This is a genomic window from Bradyrhizobium sp. CB3481, assembly GCF_029714305.1.
In the GTDB taxonomy this organism is placed as follows: domain Bacteria; phylum Pseudomonadota; class Alphaproteobacteria; order Rhizobiales; family Xanthobacteraceae; genus Bradyrhizobium.
In genome coordinates, this window is the sequence record NZ_CP121647.1 from 4705518 (window position 1) to 4724876 (window position 19359).

The 19359-nt window shown below is 62.5% G+C and carries 20 protein-coding genes and 1 pseudogene; 6 read left to right on the forward strand and 15 right to left on the reverse strand.

Features of this window, described 5'->3' with window-relative positions:
• Positions 1–107: 107 nt before the first annotated feature.
• Positions 108–710 carry a hypothetical protein gene (locus QA643_RS22980; RefSeq protein WP_283028168.1) on the reverse strand — a complete coding sequence of 201 codons (603 nt, stop codon included), beginning with the start codon at positions 708–710 and terminating at the stop codon, positions 108–110.
• A 602-nt stretch (positions 711–1312) separates the two neighbouring features.
• The gene (locus QA643_RS22985) at positions 1313–2932 is read right to left on the reverse strand and encodes a peptide chain release factor 3 (RefSeq protein ID WP_283028169.1); all 1620 of its coding nucleotides are present in this window, start codon (positions 2930–2932) and stop codon (positions 1313–1315) included.
• 155 nt (positions 2933–3087) lie between these two features.
• On the opposite strand from QA643_RS22985, the gene sugE reads away from it, so the two are divergent.
• Positions 3088–3411 (forward strand): quaternary ammonium compound efflux SMR transporter SugE, encoded by a 324-nt coding sequence (gene sugE / locus QA643_RS22990; protein WP_283028170.1) that lies wholly within the window; start codon positions 3088–3090, stop codon positions 3409–3411.
• Here sugE and QA643_RS22995 read toward each other — a convergent pair.
• From QA643_RS22995 to QA643_RS23025, 7 genes are all read right to left on the reverse strand, one after another.
• Positions 3403–4407 carry an inorganic phosphate transporter gene (locus QA643_RS22995; protein ID WP_283028171.1) on the reverse strand — a complete coding sequence of 335 codons (1005 nt, stop codon included), beginning with the start codon at positions 4405–4407 and terminating at the stop codon, positions 3403–3405. The genes sugE and QA643_RS22995 overlap by 9 nt on opposite strands.
• Positions 4408–4512: 105 nt before the next feature.
• The gene (locus QA643_RS23000) at positions 4513–5157 is read right to left on the reverse strand and encodes a DUF47 domain-containing protein (RefSeq protein WP_283028172.1); all 645 of its coding nucleotides are present in this window, start codon (positions 5155–5157) and stop codon (positions 4513–4515) included.
• A 154-nt stretch (positions 5158–5311) separates the two neighbouring features.
• A complete protein-coding gene (locus QA643_RS23005; RefSeq protein ID WP_283028173.1) occupies positions 5312–6280 on the reverse strand; it encodes a branched-chain amino acid ABC transporter permease in 969 nt (322 codons plus the stop codon).
• A gap of 1 nt (position 6281) precedes the next feature.
• Positions 6282–7202 (reverse strand): branched-chain amino acid ABC transporter permease, encoded by a 921-nt coding sequence (locus tag QA643_RS23010; RefSeq protein ID WP_283028174.1) that lies wholly within the window; start codon positions 7200–7202, stop codon positions 6282–6284.
• Between the two features lie 89 nt (positions 7203–7291).
• Positions 7292–8512: an ABC transporter substrate-binding protein gene (locus QA643_RS23015; RefSeq protein ID WP_283028175.1), complete on the reverse strand. Its 1221-nt coding sequence runs from the start codon at positions 8510–8512 to the stop codon at positions 7292–7294.
• A gap of 36 nt (positions 8513–8548) precedes the next feature.
• Complete coding sequence (locus QA643_RS23020) at positions 8549–9292, reverse strand: ABC transporter ATP-binding protein (protein WP_283028176.1); 744 nt, start codon at positions 9290–9292, stop codon at positions 8549–8551.
• The gene (locus QA643_RS23025) at positions 9285–10040 is read right to left on the reverse strand and encodes an ABC transporter ATP-binding protein (protein WP_283028177.1); all 756 of its coding nucleotides are present in this window, start codon (positions 10038–10040) and stop codon (positions 9285–9287) included. Before QA643_RS23025 ends, QA643_RS23020 begins: the two co-directional genes overlap by 8 nt.
• 372 nt (positions 10041–10412) lie before the next feature.
• On the opposite strand from QA643_RS23025, the gene QA643_RS23030 reads away from it, so the two are divergent.
• Entirely contained in the window at positions 10413–11015 is a 603-nt protein-coding gene (locus tag QA643_RS23030; protein ID WP_283028178.1) for a PAS domain-containing protein, read from the forward strand.
• On the opposite strand, the gene QA643_RS23035 is transcribed toward QA643_RS23030, so the two are convergent.
• Both QA643_RS23035 and QA643_RS23040 read right to left on the reverse strand, forming a co-directional pair.
• Positions 11012–11383, reverse strand: a complete 372-nt coding sequence (locus tag QA643_RS23035; protein ID WP_283028179.1) for an ArsC family reductase — start codon at positions 11381–11383, stop codon at positions 11012–11014. The genes QA643_RS23030 and QA643_RS23035 overlap by 4 nt on opposite strands.
• Before the next feature lie 71 nt (positions 11384–11454).
• Entirely contained in the window at positions 11455–12159 is a 705-nt protein-coding gene (locus tag QA643_RS23040) for a glutathione S-transferase N-terminal domain-containing protein (protein ID WP_283028180.1), read from the reverse strand.
• Between the two features lie 79 nt (positions 12160–12238).
• On the opposite strand from QA643_RS23040, the gene QA643_RS23045 reads away from it, so the two are divergent.
• On the forward strand, positions 12239–13111 hold the full coding sequence (locus QA643_RS23045; protein ID WP_283028181.1) for an SDR family oxidoreductase: 873 nt from the start codon (positions 12239–12241) through the stop codon (positions 13109–13111).
• A 22-nt stretch (positions 13112–13133) separates the two neighbouring features.
• Positions 13134–13784 (forward strand): HAD hydrolase-like protein, encoded by a 651-nt coding sequence (locus QA643_RS23050; protein WP_283028182.1) that lies wholly within the window; start codon positions 13134–13136, stop codon positions 13782–13784.
• A gap of 42 nt (positions 13785–13826) precedes the next feature.
• Here the strand turns inward: QA643_RS23050 and QA643_RS23055 are convergent, their stop codons facing one another.
• Complete coding sequence (locus QA643_RS23055) at positions 13827–14369, reverse strand: 2'-5' RNA ligase family protein (RefSeq protein WP_283028183.1); 543 nt, start codon at positions 14367–14369, stop codon at positions 13827–13829.
• A 97-nt stretch (positions 14370–14466) separates the two neighbouring features.
• On the opposite strand from QA643_RS23055, the gene QA643_RS23060 reads away from it, so the two are divergent.
• A complete protein-coding gene (locus QA643_RS23060) occupies positions 14467–14769 on the forward strand; it encodes a DUF1778 domain-containing protein (RefSeq protein WP_283028184.1) in 303 nt (100 codons plus the stop codon).
• Positions 14770–14772: 3 nt separating this feature from the next.
• A complete protein-coding gene (locus QA643_RS23065; protein WP_283028185.1) occupies positions 14773–15303 on the forward strand; it encodes a GNAT family N-acetyltransferase in 531 nt (176 codons plus the stop codon).
• Positions 15304–15324: 21 nt separating this feature from the next.
• Here the strand turns inward: QA643_RS23065 and QA643_RS38695 are convergent.
• The 3 genes and pseudogenes from QA643_RS38695 to QA643_RS23080 form a co-directional block, all read right to left on the reverse strand.
• A pseudogene (locus tag QA643_RS38695) lies at positions 15325–15805 on the reverse strand (hypothetical protein).
• Positions 15806–15809: 4 nt separating this feature from the next.
• A complete protein-coding gene (locus QA643_RS23075) occupies positions 15810–17495 on the reverse strand; it encodes a DUF6880 family protein (RefSeq protein ID WP_283028187.1) in 1686 nt (561 codons plus the stop codon).
• 88 nt (positions 17496–17583) lie between these two features.
• Positions 17584–19305: a dihydroxy-acid dehydratase gene (locus tag QA643_RS23080; protein WP_283028188.1), complete on the reverse strand. Its 1722-nt coding sequence runs from the start codon at positions 19303–19305 to the stop codon at positions 17584–17586.
• Positions 19306–19359: the final 54 nt, after the last annotated feature.

The window sequence follows — 19359 nt, forward strand, 5'->3', positions numbered from 1 at the left end:
CGTAGCCGGGACCCGCGTATCCATCGTCCGCGCCAGCGGACAGACGTGATTCACGCGAAGGGCGATGGATTGCCGGGTGAAGCCCGGCAATGACAGGATAGATCGGCTCACGGCTTCCCCGCCTGCTTCCCCAGATCGCGGTTGTCGACGTACCGAATCGCAATCGGCCGCCCGGCCAGCGCGCCACCCAGTCCGGCCGTGAATTTGAGCGGCATGCAAGCCGTTAGCGAGGCGTCGATCGCTTTCAAATATAGCGCCCTTGTATCTGGCGGAACGCCGGCCGTGGCATAGGTCACACGGGGCGTCGCAATGATCTCGCCCGAGCGCTTGAAGCTGAAGCGCACCGACATCTGCATGCCCTCGCGCGCGAGATCGGAAGGCGGCGGCGACCAGCAGGAGCGCAGCGCCGCGAACAGGTCGCCGATCGTATCGAGATCGTGATCGGGCCTTTTGTATTTCGCGGCCTGATCCTGCGGCGGCACGCTCTGGATCGTCAGTTGCAGGTTCTGGCCGTAGGGGTAGTCGATTTCGGGAATGCAGGGGCCGTCGTTGAACACGCTGCAGAATGACGGCGTGCATGGCTGGCCGTCGAGCACGCTGCAGGGCGCATGCGAAAATGGCGTGGCGTCGATCTGACGCCGCGGCTGCGCCCCGAGGGCGCCGATCCCGGCGAACAGGCCGATCAGGCAGAGGATGGCGAACCGAAACATGCCGCGGGGTCCTTGCGGGTGATCCCGTTTAAGGTGATGCGCGTTGTGGGCACCATCAAGGCTGATCGCGTTCACATCCCCGCGTTCATCGCGGACAGTTCCGCGATCAGGGCTTTCTCGCTGGGCTGGTCGAGGACGCCGGCCGTATACAGCGAAATGCCGCCATAGAGCGTGATGTAGACCTTCATCACGGTGGGGCGGCGCTCGGTCTACTTCTTCATCACGGCTGTCATCGTCCGGCTTGACCGGACGATCCAGTATCCCAGAGACGTCAGTAATTTACGGAGTGGCCGCGGCGTACTGGGTCCCCCGCTTTCGCGGAGGACGACAGCTGCGCAAGGAGTTTGTGAGGGCTCGCGATGTATGCAGGCATCCACCGGATGCATATGTGAGGGAGCGTGTTGCACCGCTATCCACACCCACGGCTGTCATCGTCCGGCTTGACCGGACGATCCAGTATCCAAAGACGTCCGTGGTTTACGGTGAGGTCCCGGCGTACTGGGTCCCCGCCTTCGCGGGGGACGACAGCGGGGGTGGAGCAACACCGGGGGTTAGGCCGACAACGGGGTTTGGCGACCACGGGGCGTGGCAACAGCGCGCCGTCAGGCCTTCTTCTTCACGTCTTTGACGTTGGAGAAATTGATCCCCTCGGCGCGCTCGCGGGTGTAGCCGAGATAGAACTCGTTCTTGGCCATGAACACCGGATCGCCATCGACATCGTCGGCGATCCCCGAACCATTGGCGGCAATGAAGGCGTCGAGCTTTTTGCGGTCATCGGACGAGACCCAGCGCGCGAGCTGGAACTCCGACACTTCAAATTCCACCGGCAGCGAATATTCGGCGTCCAGCCGCGCCTTGAGCACGTCGAGCTGCAGCGGGCCGACAACGCCGACCAGCGCCGGCGCGCCGTCGCGCGGCCGGAATACCTGCACGACGCCTTCTTCCGACATCTGCTGCAGGGCCTCTTTCAGCTTCTTCGCCTTCATCGCATCCGTCAGGCGAACGCGGCGAACAATTTCCGGCGCGAAGCTGGGAACGCCGACGAAGGTGATGTCTTCGCCTTCGGTCAAGGTATCGCCGATCCGCAGCGTGCCGTGGTTCGGAATGCCGACGACGTCGCCGGCAAAGGCTTCGTCCGCCACCGAACGGTCCTGGGCGAAGAAGAACTGCGGCGACGACAGCGACATGTTCTTGCCGGTCCGCACCAGTTTTGCCTTCATGCCGCGGCTGAGCTTGCCGGAGCAGAGGCGCGCAAACGCGATGCGGTCGCGGTGGTTGGGATCCATGTTGGCCTGGATTTTGAACACGAAGGCGCTCATCCGCGGCTCCGCGGCCTCAACCTTGCGAATGTTCGAATCCTGCGCCCGCGGCGCCGGCGCGAACTTGCCGAGACCCTCGAGCAGATCGCCGACGCCGAAATTGCGCAGCGCGCTGCCGAAATAGACCGGCGTCAGATGTCCCTCGCGAAACGCATCGAGATCGAACGGCTTGCAGGCTTCCGAGACCAGCTCCAGCTCTTCCTTAACCTGCCCGACATCCAGATTGGCATTGCGGCCGGCGAGATCGGCGATATCGATCTGCTCGGTCGCGCCGGTCTTGGCGCCGCCGCCTTCCAGCAGCCGCACGCCGCCATTGACGACGTCGTAGGTGCCGAGGAAGTCGCGGCCGCGGCCGACCGGCCAGGTCATCGGCGTGGTGTCGAGCGCCAGCGTCTTTTCGATCTCGTCCAACAGCTCGAACGTATCGCGGCTCTCGCGGTCCATCTTGTTGATGAAGGTGATGATCGGAATGTCGCGCAGCCGGCACACCTCGAACAATTTTCGCGTCCGCGCCTCGATGCCCTTGGCGGCGTCGATCACCATGACGGCGGAATCGACCGCGGTCAGTGTGCGGTAGGTGTCTTCCGAAAAGTCCTCGTGGCCCGGCGTATCCAGCAGATTGAAGACGAGGTCCTGGAACTCGAACGTCATCACGGAGGTCACGACCGAGATGCCGCGCTCGCGCTCGATCTTCATCCAGTCGGAACGGGTGTTGCGCCGCTCGCCCTTGGCCTTGACCTGCCCCGCCAGGTTGATGGCGCCGCCGAACAGCAGCAGCTTTTCGGTCAGCGTAGTCTTGCCGGCGTCCGGGTGGGAGATGATCGCAAACGTGCGGCGGCGCGCCACTTCCTCTGCAAGCGGCGAGCGGGACGGCGATTCGGCTGATACGGCGATGTCGGACATGAGGCGTGCGTTTGACAGGGAAAGGTGGGCTAATCAAGCCTCATTTGGTGGTTGCAGCGGCCTGTGGCCAGTCCCATATCGGCGTTGGGAAGGACGGCCTTCCATTTCGCAGCTCAATCCCGCGGGGACGACCCTGCCATTTTCGGAGGGTTGTCATGGCCTGGATCGTGCTGTTCGTCGCCGGCCTCATGGAAGTGGGCTGGGCGATCGGCCTCAAATATACCGAGGGCTTTACGCGGCCCGTTCCCTCCGTCCTGACGCTCGCCTGCATGGCGGGCAGTATCCTCCTGCTCGGGCTTGCCTTGAAATCACTGCCGATCGGAACCGCCTATGCGGTGTGGACCGGGATCGGCGCGGTCGGAACGGCGATCCTGGGCATCGCGCTGTTCGGCGAGCCGGCGACCGCCGCCCGCCTCGCCTGCATCGGCCTGATCGTCGCCGGCATCGTCGGTCTCAAGCTCGTCACCGGATCAGCGTAGCGCCAGCGCGGCCCAGTAGGTCAGCGCGGCCACGATCCCGGACGCCGGAATGGTGATCACCCAGGCATAAACGATCGAGCTCGCCACATTCCAGCGCACCGCCGATACCCGCCGTGCGGCGCCGACGCCGACAATGGCGCCGGTAATGGTGTGGGTCGTGGAGACGGGAACCCCGAGAAAGGTCGCCATGAACAGGGTCGCCGCCCCGCCGGTTTCGGCGCAAAAGCCCTGCATCGGCGTCAGCTTGGTGATCCGCAGCCCCATGGTGCGGACGATCCGCCATCCCCCCATCAGCGTGCCGAGGCCCATCGCCGCCTGGCAGGAGATCACGACCCAGAACGGGATGTTGAAATCGGCGCCGAGATGGCCCTGCGAATACAGGAGCACAGCGATGATGCCCATGGTCTTCTGCGCATCGTTGCCGCCATGGCCGAGCGAATAGAGCGACGCCGAGGCGAATTGCAGGATGCGGAAGGCGCGGTCGACCGCGAACGGCGTCGAGCGCACCGACAGCCAGGACACGATCGCCACCAGCACCAGCGCCAGCAGAAAGCCGACCAGCGGCGACAGCACGATCGCCAGCAGCGTCTTTGACAGGCCGCTCCAGACCGCCGCGGAAATGCCGGCCTTGGCCATGCCGGCACCGACCAGTCCGCCGATCAGCGCGTGCGAGCTCGACGAGGGAATGCCGAGCGCCCAGGTGATCAGGTTCCAGACGATGGCGCCGACCAGCGCCGCGAAGATGACGGTCGCGTCCACGACATCAGGCTCGATGATCCCCTTGCCGATCGTGTTGGCGACGTGCAGCCCGAAGACCAGAAACGCAACGAAATTGAAGAACGCGGCCCAGATCACCGCGTATTGCGGGCGCAGCACGCGGGTCGATACGATCGTGGCGATCGAATTGGCGGCGTCGTGCAGTCCGTTGAGGAAATCGAACAGCAGCGCGACTGCGATCAGAAAGATCAGAATCGGAAGGCCAAGGGAGGCGTCCACTGAATTGGCCCCTGCCCTATATCACTTGCTTGAGCATGATCTCCGCGCAAACGCGTTCCGCGTTTGTCGCGACGGAAAACCGGTATCCACTTTTCCGGATCATGCTCATACCTGTTCGATCACGATCGAGTTGATTTCGTTGGCGACGTCGTCGAAGCGGTCGGAAACCTTTTCCAGATGCTTGTAGATCTCGGCGCCGACGACGAAGTCCATCGAATTGCCGTTGCGGTGCTTGAGGAACAGCTCCTTCAACCCGATGTCGTGGAGGTCGTCGATGCGGCCCTCCAGCTTGCCGATTTCCTCCGTGATGGCGGTCAGCATCGCGACGTTGGCGCCGATCGATTGCATCAAGGGAATCGCCTTGCTGACGAGATTGGCGCATTCGACGAGCAGCGTGGCGATTTCCCGCATCGGCGGCTCGAACGAGCGGACTTCGAACAGCACCACCGCTTTCGCGGTCTGCTGCATCTGGTCGATGGCATCATCCATCGCCGTGATCAGGTTCTTGATGTCGCCGCGATCGAACGGGGTGATGAAGGTACGGCGGACGGCGGTCAGTACCTCCCGGGTAATGCCGTCGGCATCGTTTTCGAACTGATTGACGCGCTGGCAGAATACCGGCGTCTCCTCGCCGCCGCGGAGCATATCCTGCAACGCCAGCGCGCCCTGCACGACCGTGTGGGCATGCCGGGCAAACAGGTCGAAAAACCGCTCCTCCTTGGGCAAAAAGGCACGAAACCAGCGAAGCATGGGGGGTATTTTCCGTCGTTCAGAAATGGCCGGCCGGGCGGCCTGTCACGAAACTGTCATAGACCATTCGGAAAAAAAACGCGCCACAGTGGGACCCCGGAACCGGATCATCCACCGCTTTGTGAAGCCGAAAATCGCGCCAAAATCGGTCGTTTTACAGGGACCGGCGGAAATAATGGGCAATTTCGCCGATGATGCCGCGTCGGAAGGTCAGCACGCAGGCGACGAAGATGACGCCCTGGATCACCGTCACCCACTGGCCGAAGCCGGCCAGATATTGCTGCATGGCAATGATCACGAAGGCACCGACCACCGGGCCGAAGATGGTGCCGAGGCCGCCGACCAGCGTCATCAGCACGATTTCGCCCGACATCGTCCAGTGCACGTCGGTGAGCGAGGCATTTTGCGCCACGAACACTTTCAGCGACCCGGCAAAGCCCGCAATCGTCCCGGACAGGATGAAGGCGAGCAGCTTGTACTGGTCGGTCTTGTAGCCCAGCGAAATCGCACGCGGCTCGTTCTCGCGGATCGACTTCAAGACCTCGCCGAACGGCGAGTTGATGGTGCGGTAGATCAAGAGGAAGCCGCCGAGGAAACCGGCTAGCACCACGTAGTAAAGCACCGTCGGCTTGGCGAGGTTGAACACCCCGAACAGATAGCCCTGCGGAATGCCCTGGATGCCGTCTTCGCCATGGGTAAACGGCGCTTGCAGGTAGACGAAGAACAGGAGCTGCGACAGCGCCAGCGTGATCATCGAGAAGTAGATGCCCTGCCGCCGAATGGAGATGAAGCCGGTGACGACGGAGAGCGCCGCAGCGCCGGCGACGCCGACCAGAATTCCAAGTTCGGGCGAGACGCCCCAGACCTTGAGCGCATGCGCCGAGCAGTAGCCGGCCGTGCCTAAGAACATGGCGTGGCCGAACGACAACAGGCCGCCATAGCCGATCAGGAGGTTGAAGGCGCAGGCCAGCAGCGCAAAGCACAAGGCCTGCATGACGAAGAACGGGTAGATGCCGGTCAGCGGCACGAGCCCGAGCAGCACCGCCATCCCGGCGAATACGGTCATTTCGTCGCGCATGGCGCGCGGCGTTACGGGGAGTGTGTCGTCAGTCAATGCGCTCATGTCAGGCCGCCCGTCCGGTCAGTCCCGTTGGCTTCACCAGCAGCACCAGCACCATCAGCACGAACACCACGGTGTTGGAGGCCTCGGGATAGAAGTATTTGGTCAGACCCTCGATCACCCCCAGCGCGAAGCCGGTGATGATGGAGCCCATGATAGAACCCATGCCGCCGATCACCACCACGGCGAACACGACGATAATGAGGTCGGCACCCATCAGCGGGCGGACCTGGTTGATCGGCGCCGACAGCACGCCGGCAAGCGCCGCCAGGCCGACGCCGAGCCCGTATGTCAGCGTGATCATGCGCGGCACATTGATGCCGAACGCGCGCACCAGCGTCGGATTTTCAGTCGCGGCGCGCAGATAGGCGCCGAGCCGCGTCTTCTCGATCAGGAACCAAGTCGCCAAGCATACCACCAGCGAGAAGATCACCACCCAGCCGCGGTAGACCGGCAGGAACATGAAGCCGAGATTGATACCGCCCTGCAGGCCGCGCCTGCAGAATGCATCCTGCGGGGCGCTCGGCGAGCAGTCGCCGATCTGCGGATAGTCCGGGATGGCATAGGGCAAACCGGACGAGCCGAAATAGTTCTGGAATACGCCTTGCACGATCAGCGCGATGCCGAAGGTCAGCAACAGGCCGTAGAGATGGTCGAGCCCGGTCAGCCATTGCAGCATGGTCCGCTCCAGGATCATGCCGAAAACGCCGACGGCGATCGGCGCGATGATCAGCGCCCACCAGTAGCCCATGCCGGTCAGGTGGAGCAGGAAGTAAGCGCAGAACGCGCCCATCATGTAGAGCGCGCCATGGGCGAAATTGATGATGTTGAGCATGCCGAAGATCACGGCGAGCCCGAGGCTGAGCAGCGCGTAGAACGATCCGTTGATCAGTCCCACCAGGAGCTGGGCGTAGAGAGCTTGCATCGGTTTCGCACTCGATCTCGTTTAAGAAGCGGAATCGCGCCAGAACGCGAAAGGAGGCCCGCCGGCACGGCGCCGGCGGGCCGCTGTTGTTATTTCTTCACCAGCGGACAGGCACTTTCCGAGAGCGGTCGGAACGCCTGTTCGCCCGGGGTGGTCCCGATCAGCTTGTAATAGTCCCACGGTCCCTTCGATTCGGCGGGTTTCTTGACCTCGAACAGGTAGGCCGGATGAATCTTGCGGCCGTCAGCGCGGATCGTGCCCTTGCCGAACAGTGCGTCGTCGGTCGGCGTCTCCTTCATCTTCGCGACCACCTTGGCGCCGTCATGCGGATTGCCGCCCATGGCGTCGATCGTCTTGAAATAATGGATCAGGCCCGAATAGACGCCCGCCTGCACCATCGAGGGCATCGCCTTGTTCTTCATGCGCTCGGAGAAACGCTTGGAGAATGCACGGGTGCCGTCGTTCAGATCCCAGTAGAAGGTTTCGGTGAAGTTCAGCCCCTGCGCCACCTTCAGCCCGAGCGAATGCACGTCGGTGATGAACAGGAGAAGACCGGCGAGTTTCTGGCCCCCGGCGACAATGCCGAATTCCGATGCCTGCTTGATCGTGTTCGTGGTGTCGCCGCCGGCATTGGCCATGCCGATGATCTTGGCCTTGGAGGCCTGCGCCTGCAGCAGGAAGGACGAGAAATCCGACGAATTCAGCGGATGCTTGACGCCACCGATCACCTTGCCGCCCGCCTTGACGACGACGGCCGTGGTGTCCCGCTCCAGCGCGTGACCGAACGCGTAGTCCGCGGTCAGGAAGTACCAGGTGTCGCCGCCGGCCTTCACCAGCGCCTGCCCGGTCGAGTTGGCGAGCATGTAGGTGTCGTAGACCCAGTGGATGGTATTGGGCGAGCACTGGGCATTGGTCAGGTCCGACGTCGCCGCGCCGGTATTGATCATGATGGAGTTCTTTTCCTTCACCAGATTATTGACCGCCAACGCCACGCCGGAGTTCAGCACGTCCATGAAGATGTCGACCTTCTCGACGTCGATCCATTGACGCGCGATGGTGGTGGCGATGTCGGGCTTGTTCTGGTGGTCGGCAGAGATGATGTCGATCTTCCAGCCCTTGGCCGCGAGGCCGGAGTCCTCGACCGCCATCTGCGCGGCAAGCGTGGAGCCCGCCCCGCCGAGGTCGGAATAAAGGCCCGAATTGTCGGTGAGCACGCCGATCTTGACGGTCTTGTCCTGCGCCAGGGCGACACCGCCTGCGGCAAACGCCAGCGCGGTACCGAGGAAGAGAGCCGAAATTTTGTGTTTCATAGTATCTCCAATAATCCAGAGTGCAGCGAGTACCAATTAAACACCGAGATAGGTGTGGAGCTTGTCCATGTTGGCCGACAGTTCGGAATTCGCAAAACCGTCGATCACCTTGCCGTGCTCGACGATGTAGTAGCGATCGGCGACCGTGGAGGCGAAGCGGAAATTCTGCTCCACCAATAGGATGGTGAAGCCTTCCGACTTCAGCCGCGCGATGGTGTGGCCGATCTGCTGAATGATAACAGGCGCAAGGCCCTCGGTCGGTTCGTCGAGCATCAGGAAGCGCGCGCCGGTGCGCAGGATTCGCGCGATCGCCAGCATCTGCTGCTCGCCGCCCGAGAGCTTGGTGCCCTGGCTGCTCAACCGCTCTTTCAAGTTCGGAAACAAATCGAAGATCTGATCGAGCGACAGCCCGCCGCTGCGCACCACCGGAGGCAGCAGGAGGTTTTCGCGCACGTCGAGGCTTGCGAAAATACCCCGCTCCTCCGGGCAGAACGCGATGCCCATCCGCGCGATCCGGTCCGATGAGGCGCGGATGATGTTTTCATTGTTGAAGCGGATCGAGCCCGTGCGCTTGCCGATAATTCCCATGACGGACTTCAGCGTCGTGGTCTTGCCGGCGCCGTTGCGGCCGAGCAGCGTCACCACCTCGCCGGCCTTCACGTTGAAATTGATGCCGTGGAGGATGTGGGATTCGCCGTACCAGGCCTGCAGGTCGGAGACGGAAAGCACTTCCGCGCTCGCCGGTTTGGTGGCGGCTTCGGCCATTTTCAGATCAGGCATGACCGGCTCCCAGATAGGCTTCCTTGACCCGCTCGTCCTTCGAGAGCTCGGCGTAATTGCCCTGCGCCAGCACCTGCCCGCGCGTCAGCACGGTGATGATGTCGGACAGGTTGGCCACCACGGAGAGATTATGTTCGACCATCAAAATGGTATGCTTGGCCGAGATGCGCTTGATCAGCGCTGCAATCTTGTCGATGTCTTCATGGCCCATGCCGGCCATCGGCTCGTCGAGCAGCATCATTTCCGGGTCGAGCGCCAGCGTGGTTGCGATTTCGAGCGCGCGCTTGCGTCCATAGGGCATTTCGACCGCCGGCGTATTGGCGAACTCGCTCAGGCCGACGTCGTTCAGAAGCTCGATGGCACGGCCGTTGAAACGATCGAGCACGCTCTTGGAGCGCCAGAAATCGAACGAGCGTCCATGCTGGCGCTGGAGTGCGACGCGGACATTCTCCAGTGCGGTCAGGTGCGGAAACACCGCCGAAATCTGGAAGGAGCGCACGAGGCCAAGCCGCGCCACGTCGGCCGGCGCCATCGCGGTGATGTCCTGCCCCTTGTACAGAATCTGTCCCGCCGAGGGCTTCAGAAACTTGGTCAGGAGATTGAAGCACGTGGTCTTGCCGGCGCCGTTAGGCCCGATCAGCGCATGAATGCTGCCACGACGCACCTTGAGGGCGACATCGCGAACGGCGAAGAAACCCGCGAATTCCTTGGTTAATCCGTGGGTCTCGAGAATAAACTCATCAGCCAAACAAATTTCCCCCGTCAGCCGTCTCCACGAAGCCGTTCGCGTGCGGCCCATTTTCCCTGCTCGGGCGAGCTCTGCCGGACGTTCCTTAAACCGCGCCGAGCCCGCCGCCTCCGGGCCGGAATATGCCGTCAACGCGGTGGATTAGGCAAGGTGGAAAGCTGCCGCGGGGAAAAGCGGCATATGGCGGTTCCGGATGCGCCATAAGTCGAATGCCCGGCCCGCTGCCTGGGCCGGACCACGGCCACACCTTCAGCAGGAGTCTTGCGCCAGCAAGCCATCGTTAACGGTGTTCTGCTGCAATCAGGCGGTTTCACACAATATTTCCGCCTCCGTCGCATCTTTGCGCGATTTGGATAGCCAGGAATTGCCGCCTTGGAATTTGAGAGCGTCGGACCGTCGGTCGTCAAATCGATCAAGCAGCGCGATCTGCTCAACACCTGGCTGCGGCTATACGCCCGCAACCAGTCGGTGCCGCGCATCTCGGAATATCAACCGGCGCGGATCGACGATGAACTTCCGGATCTGGTATTCTACACCGTCGACACGACAGTGCAGTCGCCGCGACTGACCATCCAGAGCGACGGCACGCGAATGTCGACCGCCTACGGCAATACTGGCAAGGGGCGCTATCTCGACGAGTACCTCGGCACAAGGCTCGCGCCGATGGTGATGCCTGTCTATTATGAATGCATTGCTCGCCGCCTTCCCGTGTACACCATCGCCGACATGAACGACATATACGGGCGGATCGTCGCCTATGAGCGGCTGTTGCTGCCGTTCGCCGACGAGGACAGCGTTACTCATATCATCGCCTCGCTGAAGACCATCAGCGAAGACGGCGGCTTCGAGATCAAGAACCTGATCCGCGGCAACGACAAGCTGCCGGCGCCGAAGCTTCGCACCATCATCGACCGCGATCTGTTTCATCGCGCACCCGGCCGCATTCCGTCCGGTGATGAACTCGAATTCGGCTAGGCCTTGCGCCCGCGCGATTTCGACGACACTTCCTTGCCGTAAACGTCCGGCTTGAAGCCGACCAGCAATTTGCCGCCGAGATCGAGCACCGGGCGCTTGATCATCGAGGGCTGCGCCAGCATCAGCGCCAGCGCCTTGCGCTCGTTCAGACCCTCCTTGTCGCTATCGGGCAGCTTCTTGAATGTCGTGCCCGCGCGGTTGAGCAGCGTTTCCCAGCCAACATCGTCGGACCATTGCTTGAGCTTGTCCTTGGCGATGCCGGCAAGCTTGTAGTCGTGAAAATCATAGGCGACGCCATGATCGTCCAGCCAGGCGCGCGCCTTCTTCATCGTGTCGCAGTTCTTGATGCCGTAGATGGTGATGGGCATTTTCGGTGCATTCCGGAATGTTGTTATCGGCCCCGTGGACCGGATTGAAGGTAAGCAGAGCGGCGACCAGCTTAAGGCCGCTTCGGAATGTCGAGCCCGCGCTGCACCGCCGGCCGGGCGAGCCCGCGCTCCAGCCATGCCGGCACTTCTTTCAGCGTATCGAAGGCGACGAGATCGCGCGCACCGTAGAAGCCAATCAGGTTGCGCACCCAGCCGAGCATGGAGATATCGGCGATGGTATATTCATCGTCCATGATCCACTGCCGCCCGGCAAGCCGCGTTTCCATCACCTCAAGCAGCCGTCTCGACTCGGCGACGTAACGCTGTAACGGGCGCTTGTCCTCATATTCCTTGCCAGCGAATTTGCGGAAGAAGCCGACCTGGCCGAACATCGGCCCGATGCCGCCCATCTGGAAATGCAGCCACTGGATGGTCTGGTATCGCTGCGCCGGATCATCAGGCAGAAGCTTGCCGGTCTTGTCAGCGAGATATTGCAGGATCGCGCCGGACTCGAACAGCGGCAGCGGCTTTCCGCCCGGCCCATCGGGATCGAGGATCGCCGGGATCTTACCGTTCGGATTCAGCGACAGAAATTCCGGCGTCTTCTGGTCATCCTTGCCGAAATCGACCAGATGCACCTCGTAGGGCAAGCCGATCTCCTCCAGCATGATGGAAACCTTGACGCCGTTCGGCGTCGGTAGCGAATAGAGCTGAAGGCGATCAGGGTGCTTGGCGGGCCAGCGCTTGGTGATGGGAAATACGGCGAGATCAGGCATTGATTCGTTCTTTTGCTTGGTTTGCGGTGCCGCGCTAATGTACGGCCGATGCCGCACATAACAAGACCTGCCCCGCCCCATGACTGAACATCCAACACCGCCGAAGCTCGGCCTGACCGATGCTGAACTTGCGGTTTATCCGACGGTCTTCGCCAGCGACGTGCTGAAGGATCGGGTCGTTGTCGTTTCAGGCGGCGCCGGCGGCATCGGGCGCGCCATCGCGTGGCTGTTCGCCCGGCTCGGCGCACATGTCGCCGTGGTCGGTCGCGACGGAAGCAGACTCGACGCGCTGGTGGGCCAATTGGCCGGCCGCGGCCTCAAGGCCTCGGCGCATGTCACCGACATCAGGGAGCCCGATGCGGTCAATCAACTGTTCGATGCGATCTGGGCTGCGCAGGGCCGCATCGATGCGCTCGTCAACAGCGCGGGCGGACAGTTTCCGCAGGCGGCCATCGATTTTTCCGTGAAGGGCTGGAATGCCGTCATCAACACCAATCTGAACGGCACTTGGTACATGATGCAGGCTGCCGCGCAGCGCTGGCGCGCGCACAAGCACCCCGGCAGCATCGTCAACATCGTGGTCGTGACCACGCACGGCCTTTACGGCATCGCGCACACCATTGCCGCGCGGAGCGGCGTGATCGGATTGTCACGCGCGGTGGCGGTCGAATGGGCGCCGCTGAACATCCGCGTGAACTGCGTAGCGCCCGGCGCGATCGAAACCGAGGGCTGGGCGGTCTACACGCCGGAAGCGCGCGCCGCCTACCCGCGCTCGAACCCGATGATGCGCGTCGGCTCGCCCTGGGAGGTCGCGGAAGCAGTCGCCTTCCTCGCCGGGCCCTCGGCGAAATTCGTGACCGGCGAAACACTGACCGTCGACGGCGGCAGTCAGCTCTGGGGTGAGACCTGGACCACCGGCAAGCCGGCCTATTTTAGCGGCGACGCCGAATGACGCGCTGAAGGCCCGGTACCCGATGACATCCCCACCCACGACGCGCTATCGCCTCGCGATCTTCGATTTCGACGGCACGCTGGCCGACTCGCTGCCATGGTTCCGCTCCTCCTTCCAGGAAACCATCATGCGATATGGTCTGACGCCGACCACGCCCGATGAGCTCGAGAGCATGCGCGGACTATCCGCGCGGCAAATGATGGCGCGGCTTGGCGTATCGATGTGGCAGCTTCCCGCGATCGCGAACGACATGCGAAAGCGCAAGCTCGCCGCCGCGAGCGAGATATCCTTGTTCGACGGCATCCCGGCGATGCTGTCGGGCCTCCAACAGATTGGGATCAAGACCGCTATCGTCAGCTCTGACAGCGAGGCGTCCATCCGGCAGGTGCTCGGGCCTGCTACCGCTCTCATCGCCGGCTTTGACTGCGGCGCCGCGGTGTTCGGCAAACACAGGAAGTTCCGCCGTGTCGCCCGCCGGCTGGGAATCAAGCCGGCGGAGACGATCTGCATCGGCGACGAGATCCGCGATATCGAGGCGGCGAAAACGGCCGAAATGGATTCGGGCGCCGTGGCCTGGGGCTTCGCCCTGCCGAGCGCGCTGCAAGCGGCAGGACCGACGCATCTGTTCAATTCGATTGAAGAGATGACCGCGCGGCTGGCCAGCATGAAATGATGCCGGGCGATGCATCTGCCCGCACGTTGCCGCCAATGGCCGTCATGCCCGCAAGCCCCATCGGGCGATGTGTCGATGCCCCCTCAGACTGCGCACGAGCACAAACTCGGTCACCGTCCAGACGACAGGCTCGATGGGATACTCATCCGCCCTGCGCGCGTCATACAACAGCGTGACGTGCGGCGTGAAATTCGTATTGGCCGGTCGCCGCAGGCCGCCTCGCATCAGCGTAGCCGCGAGCGTCTGCCGAAACGATTGTAACCGGCGCAACCCCGCCTCGCCGACCAGGACAAAAGGGCGATTACCCGGTCCGCCGCGGAAGCTCGTCGTCCGATCGAACGACACCTCAAACGGCTCAGCCCGGAAATCCTCGGCTGCCTCGCACGCTGCGCAAACCTGGCGATCCGGCAAGCCGGTGAGCGAGAACAGCGACACGTGCAGCCGATCGGGCGGGATGAGTTTGCCGTCAAAACGATGCGCTCGCTTGAGCACGCCGGCGAGGCGATAAATTCGCTCCGCCGCGGCAGGATCGGGAACGATGGCGAGGAAGAGACGGCCACTACCAGAGCTTGCAAACATGTCCATGATAGACTAGAACAGCTCATGAACAAGCTTGACTGGCAAGTCGATCCGACTGTATTGTAAAATACACTACAGCTGAAAATTGACATGGGAGACAGGGATGTCGCGCGTCAAAAAACGGAAAGAGCATCCGCTATCGATGCGGTTGCCCGAGACGGATGTCGCGATTATCGATCGTGCGGCGGCGATACGCGGCCGTTCGCGTACCGACTTCGTACGCGAGGCAGCGGTGCGCGCGGCAGAAGACGTTCTGCTGGAAACGATGCCCATTCGAATGAGCTCGGCGGGCTTCAAGGCGTTTGTTGAAGCTCTCTCGCAACCCGCACGGCCCGTACCTGAAATGGTCGAACTCTTTCAGCGCACAGCTCCGTGGGAGTCCGGAAAAGCAGAAGCCGAGAAGTGAAAGGTGGCCATTTCCGAGCCGCAACTACTGACGGCCCTTCACGACGTCTCTGAGTTTTCTTGCGGAAAACCTTCGCTGGACCGGTGGCTCAAAACGCGGGCGCTATCCAATCAAGAAAAGGGTTTTACGGCCGTGATGGTCGTACACGAGGCCAACCGCGTCGTTGGCTATTATGGTCTCGCGCCTACGGGTGTTCTTCCCGCAACGTTGCCACGATCGATTCGCACAGGCCAGCCGCCGGATCCAGTTCCTTGCCTGCTGCTCGGACAACTTGCGGCCGATGAGAGCTATCGCGGAAGAGGAATTGGCACCGGTCTGCTCAAACACGCGCTGCAACGTTGTGTAACGGCGGCGCGCCTGATCGGCGGGCGCGCACTCATCGTGAATGCCGTCGATATCGAGGCGGCGGATTTTTGGAAGCGACGCGGCTTTATTCCTTCGAAAGATGACAAGCTCATCTTGTTCAGGTCCATCGCCGACATTGCGGCATCGATCGGCTCTGCTTCCGGTTCATCGTCTCAAGGCCTCGCATGAACCGTTGATCGCCCGACCAGTCTAAGCCGGCCCCACTCGTGGCAAATCAAGCGCGGACCGCAATCTTCCGATGCCTCGCGATAGAGCATCGCATGCTGAGCCGGCGCCAAAAGATCCGTGCGCGGCACGAACCCATCGATCACCTTATTGAACGCGATTGCGCCGCATCCCGGGACGGCGCAATCGCGCTTCCCCTTGGGACACTGATTGAACGAACTGGGCCGCCCGCCGTACTTCCCCAAGACATTGCTGAGATTCAATCCAGAGTGCCAGATCGAGATCATGGCATTCATGCCAAACCTCGATGCCCGCACGACGGAAATCGCTAAAGCGCGGAACCTCTTTCCATAGCGCCTTTGCCACCGAGCCAATCACGGCAATGGCATGGATCTCCGGAAACGTCATCCACGCGTCGGTCACGACATCTGCGGCCACGCGAAACCGGCGTTGGTGGTCCACAAGATAGCTAGCTATTCTGCTGCTCGATCTTCGCGCGCCGCATCGCTTCACCCCAACAGCTTCATGAAGTTGCGCTTCTGTTTGTGGCGCGCTTTCAGTGCTGCGACGTAAGCAGCCTGCTGGGCCGTACTTTGCAAGGCGGCCATTTGCGCGATGAGCTTTGCGGCTTCCGCATAGGCGTGATTGCCGCCCGTGTTCACAAACTGATTGACGCGCTCGGCGTAAACCTCGAGTGCTTCACGCGGGTACCCGGCCTTGCTCGCGTCGGCGAGAGCCACTCTGGCGCCGAACGAAATCTTCTGCTTGCGCGCAACGGCCCACGCCGAATCGAACATGTTTTCTTCGATCAGGATCGTGACGAGAAGATCGGCGATGCTGTACCAGCCTGAACGTTCCCTGCCAGTCGATCGTGTCTCGAGAATTCCAATGATACGATCGAGCGCGGCTTTGCCGCCGAGCTCCCGCAGTTGCTTGTACAGCTTGAGCCCCGGCGCCTTGTCGAACGCACGCCACAATAACGCTTCTGCGTCGGTCTTCCGACCGGCTTTCAAAAGCATCTCGACGGTGAACGAGACGAGCCGCTCGTCCGGTTGCCCGTCCTCGAACACCCAGAGGCCCTCCTCGGCGCGACGCAGCGCTTCGTCGAAGCGGCCCTGCGACTGACAGAATCGCGCCAATTCAAGATAGCGCCACGCGGAGGACAGGTCGCGAGCACGCAACGCGATACGTGTATCGACATCGCCGGCACGTTCGGCAAAGAAATCGAGGATTGCTTTCAGCCGCTCGTATTGGGCGGAGAATTCGTCTTCTTGCCTTCGCACGCCACCCCCGCGCCTGGGCAGTTTCTCCCAGGCCTTCACGGCAAGGCGATTATATTCCGCGAGGCCCGGCTCCCCGAGCACGTCGGCGTAAAGTTCCGCGGCACCTGCGAACGTCCCGTAATCGCCGTCCACCTCGCGGGCAAAGAGCTTGCGGGCGAGCTGCACGGGATCGGGCTGCGCAGACTCGGCTGCGGCGAGATGGATGTCGCGCGCACGAGCCAACAGCTCACTGCAGTAGCCATCGGAATCGTCTACATTGGCGATGGCTCGTTCGATCCGATCGATCGCGTATTCCGCAAGTTCCAGAGCGAGGTCGGAACGGCTTCCGGAAGCAAGATCATCGATGACATCGAGCGACGCATTCAGGTTCGAAGCCCAGTCCTGCACCTCACCATATTCGACATAGCCCCGCGTCTGCGTCGCCGCGTCGATCGCCTTGCGCAAGCGTTTGCGAAGCGTCCCGTCGTCGGCATCCGCGGCCGCCGCCGCCATATCCAGTCTGCGCAGCAAGACGGGATCCCGCTCCGCCAATTCCACGATCATTCCGACGAGCTGATCAACCGCTTTCCGTTTCAGATCGTCACGTATGCGGTTCAGCACGCCAGCGCCTTCCGCCTCCGCATCGGGACCTAAGGCATTGGTCGCCAACGCCACAGCGACCATGTGCTTACAAATTCCCCAATCCCTGAAAGCCACGCAAGAGCAATCGCCGCCGATGACACTGCCACGTCCCGTCAGCTCGGTACGGTAATCCTCCGTACCCGCAACTTGCGCTAACACGCGTCCCGGTTCGACGATGAGAATCTGCACTTGACCATCGCGATGGTAGGCCTCTCCGCGCGCGAACGTCTTATCGCCTGCCAGGTCACGTAACGCATCGATACTGAAGCGAGGTTGATCCTTGGCTTTCATGCGCGCTTGCAGCAGATGCTTGTGTTTGCCGGAGGTTGGGTTCCAATCTAGCTAATGAGCATAGACACCGCCAGCTGTTAAATCCCTCTCACACCACACATCCGTAATGCGCCGAAGACACCAGGCGGATGTACTTGTCGTGCACCGAGCCGGGCCGCACCGCGGCGACGGAGGCCGGCGGCCGCCAGTCGGCCATACGGCGGGCGATCTCTTCCCCGGGCACGTCGAGCGTCAGGGTGCGGGTGCCGGGATCGATCACAATGATGTCGCCGTCGCGCACCGCGGCGATCGGACCACCGCGCGCGGCTTCCGGCGAGATGTGGCCGATCAGGATGCCGTGCGAGACGCCGGAAAAACGGCCGTCGGTGATCAGCGCGACGTCTTCACCGAGCCCTTGCCCCTGCAACTGGATGGTGAGCATCACCATCTCGGGCATGCCGGGTCCGCCGACCGGGCCGACATTGCGCACCACGATGACATTGCCTGCCACGATCTCGCCGGCGCGGATGGCCGCCATCGTATCGGCCTCGGATTCGAACACCCGCGCGGTGCCGCGAAACTGGCCCTTCTCCAGCGTCTTGCCCGACAGTTTGAGCAGGCAGCTTTCCGGCGCGAGATTGCCCTGGAGGACGCTGATGTGATTGTTAGCCGGCGCGATCGGTTTCGATACCGGAGAAACGATCTCCTGCGGCGGCATCTCCTCCAGCGTCGGAACGTCGGCGAGATTTTCCGCCAGCGTCTTGCCGGTGACGGTCATGACGTCGCCATGCAGGAAGCCGGCACGCAGCAGCTCCTTCATCACGACGGGGACACCGCCGATCGCATGCAGACTTCCCATCGCGAACGGGCCGTGCGGCTGCAAATCGGCCAATAGCGGCACCCGCTCGCCGACCTGCTGAATCCGCTCAATCGTAATCGGCACCTGCGCCTCGCGCGCGACTGCCAGCAGGTGCAGATACATGTTGGTCGAGCCGCCCATCGCATAGATAGTCGTGATCGCGTTCTCGAAAGCGCGCTCGGTCATGATGTCGCGCGGCCGGATGCCGGCAGCCATCAGGCGGTACAGCGCGTCGACCGAGGCGCGGGCCTGGGCGCGGACGTCGGCGTGGATGTCGCTGCCGGCATTGTAGTCGGCCGGATGCGAAGCGCCCCGCGGCAGCATCATGCCGATCGATTCCGCGATCGTGCTCATGGTGTTGGCGGTGAACATCGCGCCACAGGTGCCGCTGCCCGGCATCACGTTGCGCTCGACCTCCAGCAGCTCCTCGCCGGACAAGCGGCCGGACTCGTTGGCAGCGCGCGCCTCAGCGTAATCCATGATGGTGAGGTTGTTGCCCTTGCCGGCCCATGCCCCGAACGAAACACGGCCCGGCGTGCTGGTGCCGGGATAGAGCACGAGGCCGAACGCATTGGTGCGCGCCAGCGGCATCAGCGCGGCGGCACCGGTCTTGTCGCAGCCGGAGATCACGATCATGGCGTCGCCGTGATGGGCGTAGTGGCCGATCTCGAAACAGTCGGCGACGACATCGCGGGAGACGAGGCTGTAGCCCGCCGTCGGCGTTCCCTGTGTCAACGCATCCGACACCGCCGGCGCGCCAACGATCAGCCCCTGCCCGCCGCGCTCGGCGAAGATTTCCACCAGGAGATCGGTGATGGCGCGGACGCGGTTGTTGCAGCGGTGGGCATTGGTGTAGGCGCTCGCGATCGTCACCACCGCGTTGGTCTCTGCCGCACGATCCGGGTCAAAGCCGGCGGCGCGCAACTCGACGCGGCCCCGCTTCCAATAGGTGCTGCTGTCTTGCGTCGTCATGACGTGCTCCAGATCTCCTGATTCGATGCGCGGATGCCAATGTCCGGCCTGTTC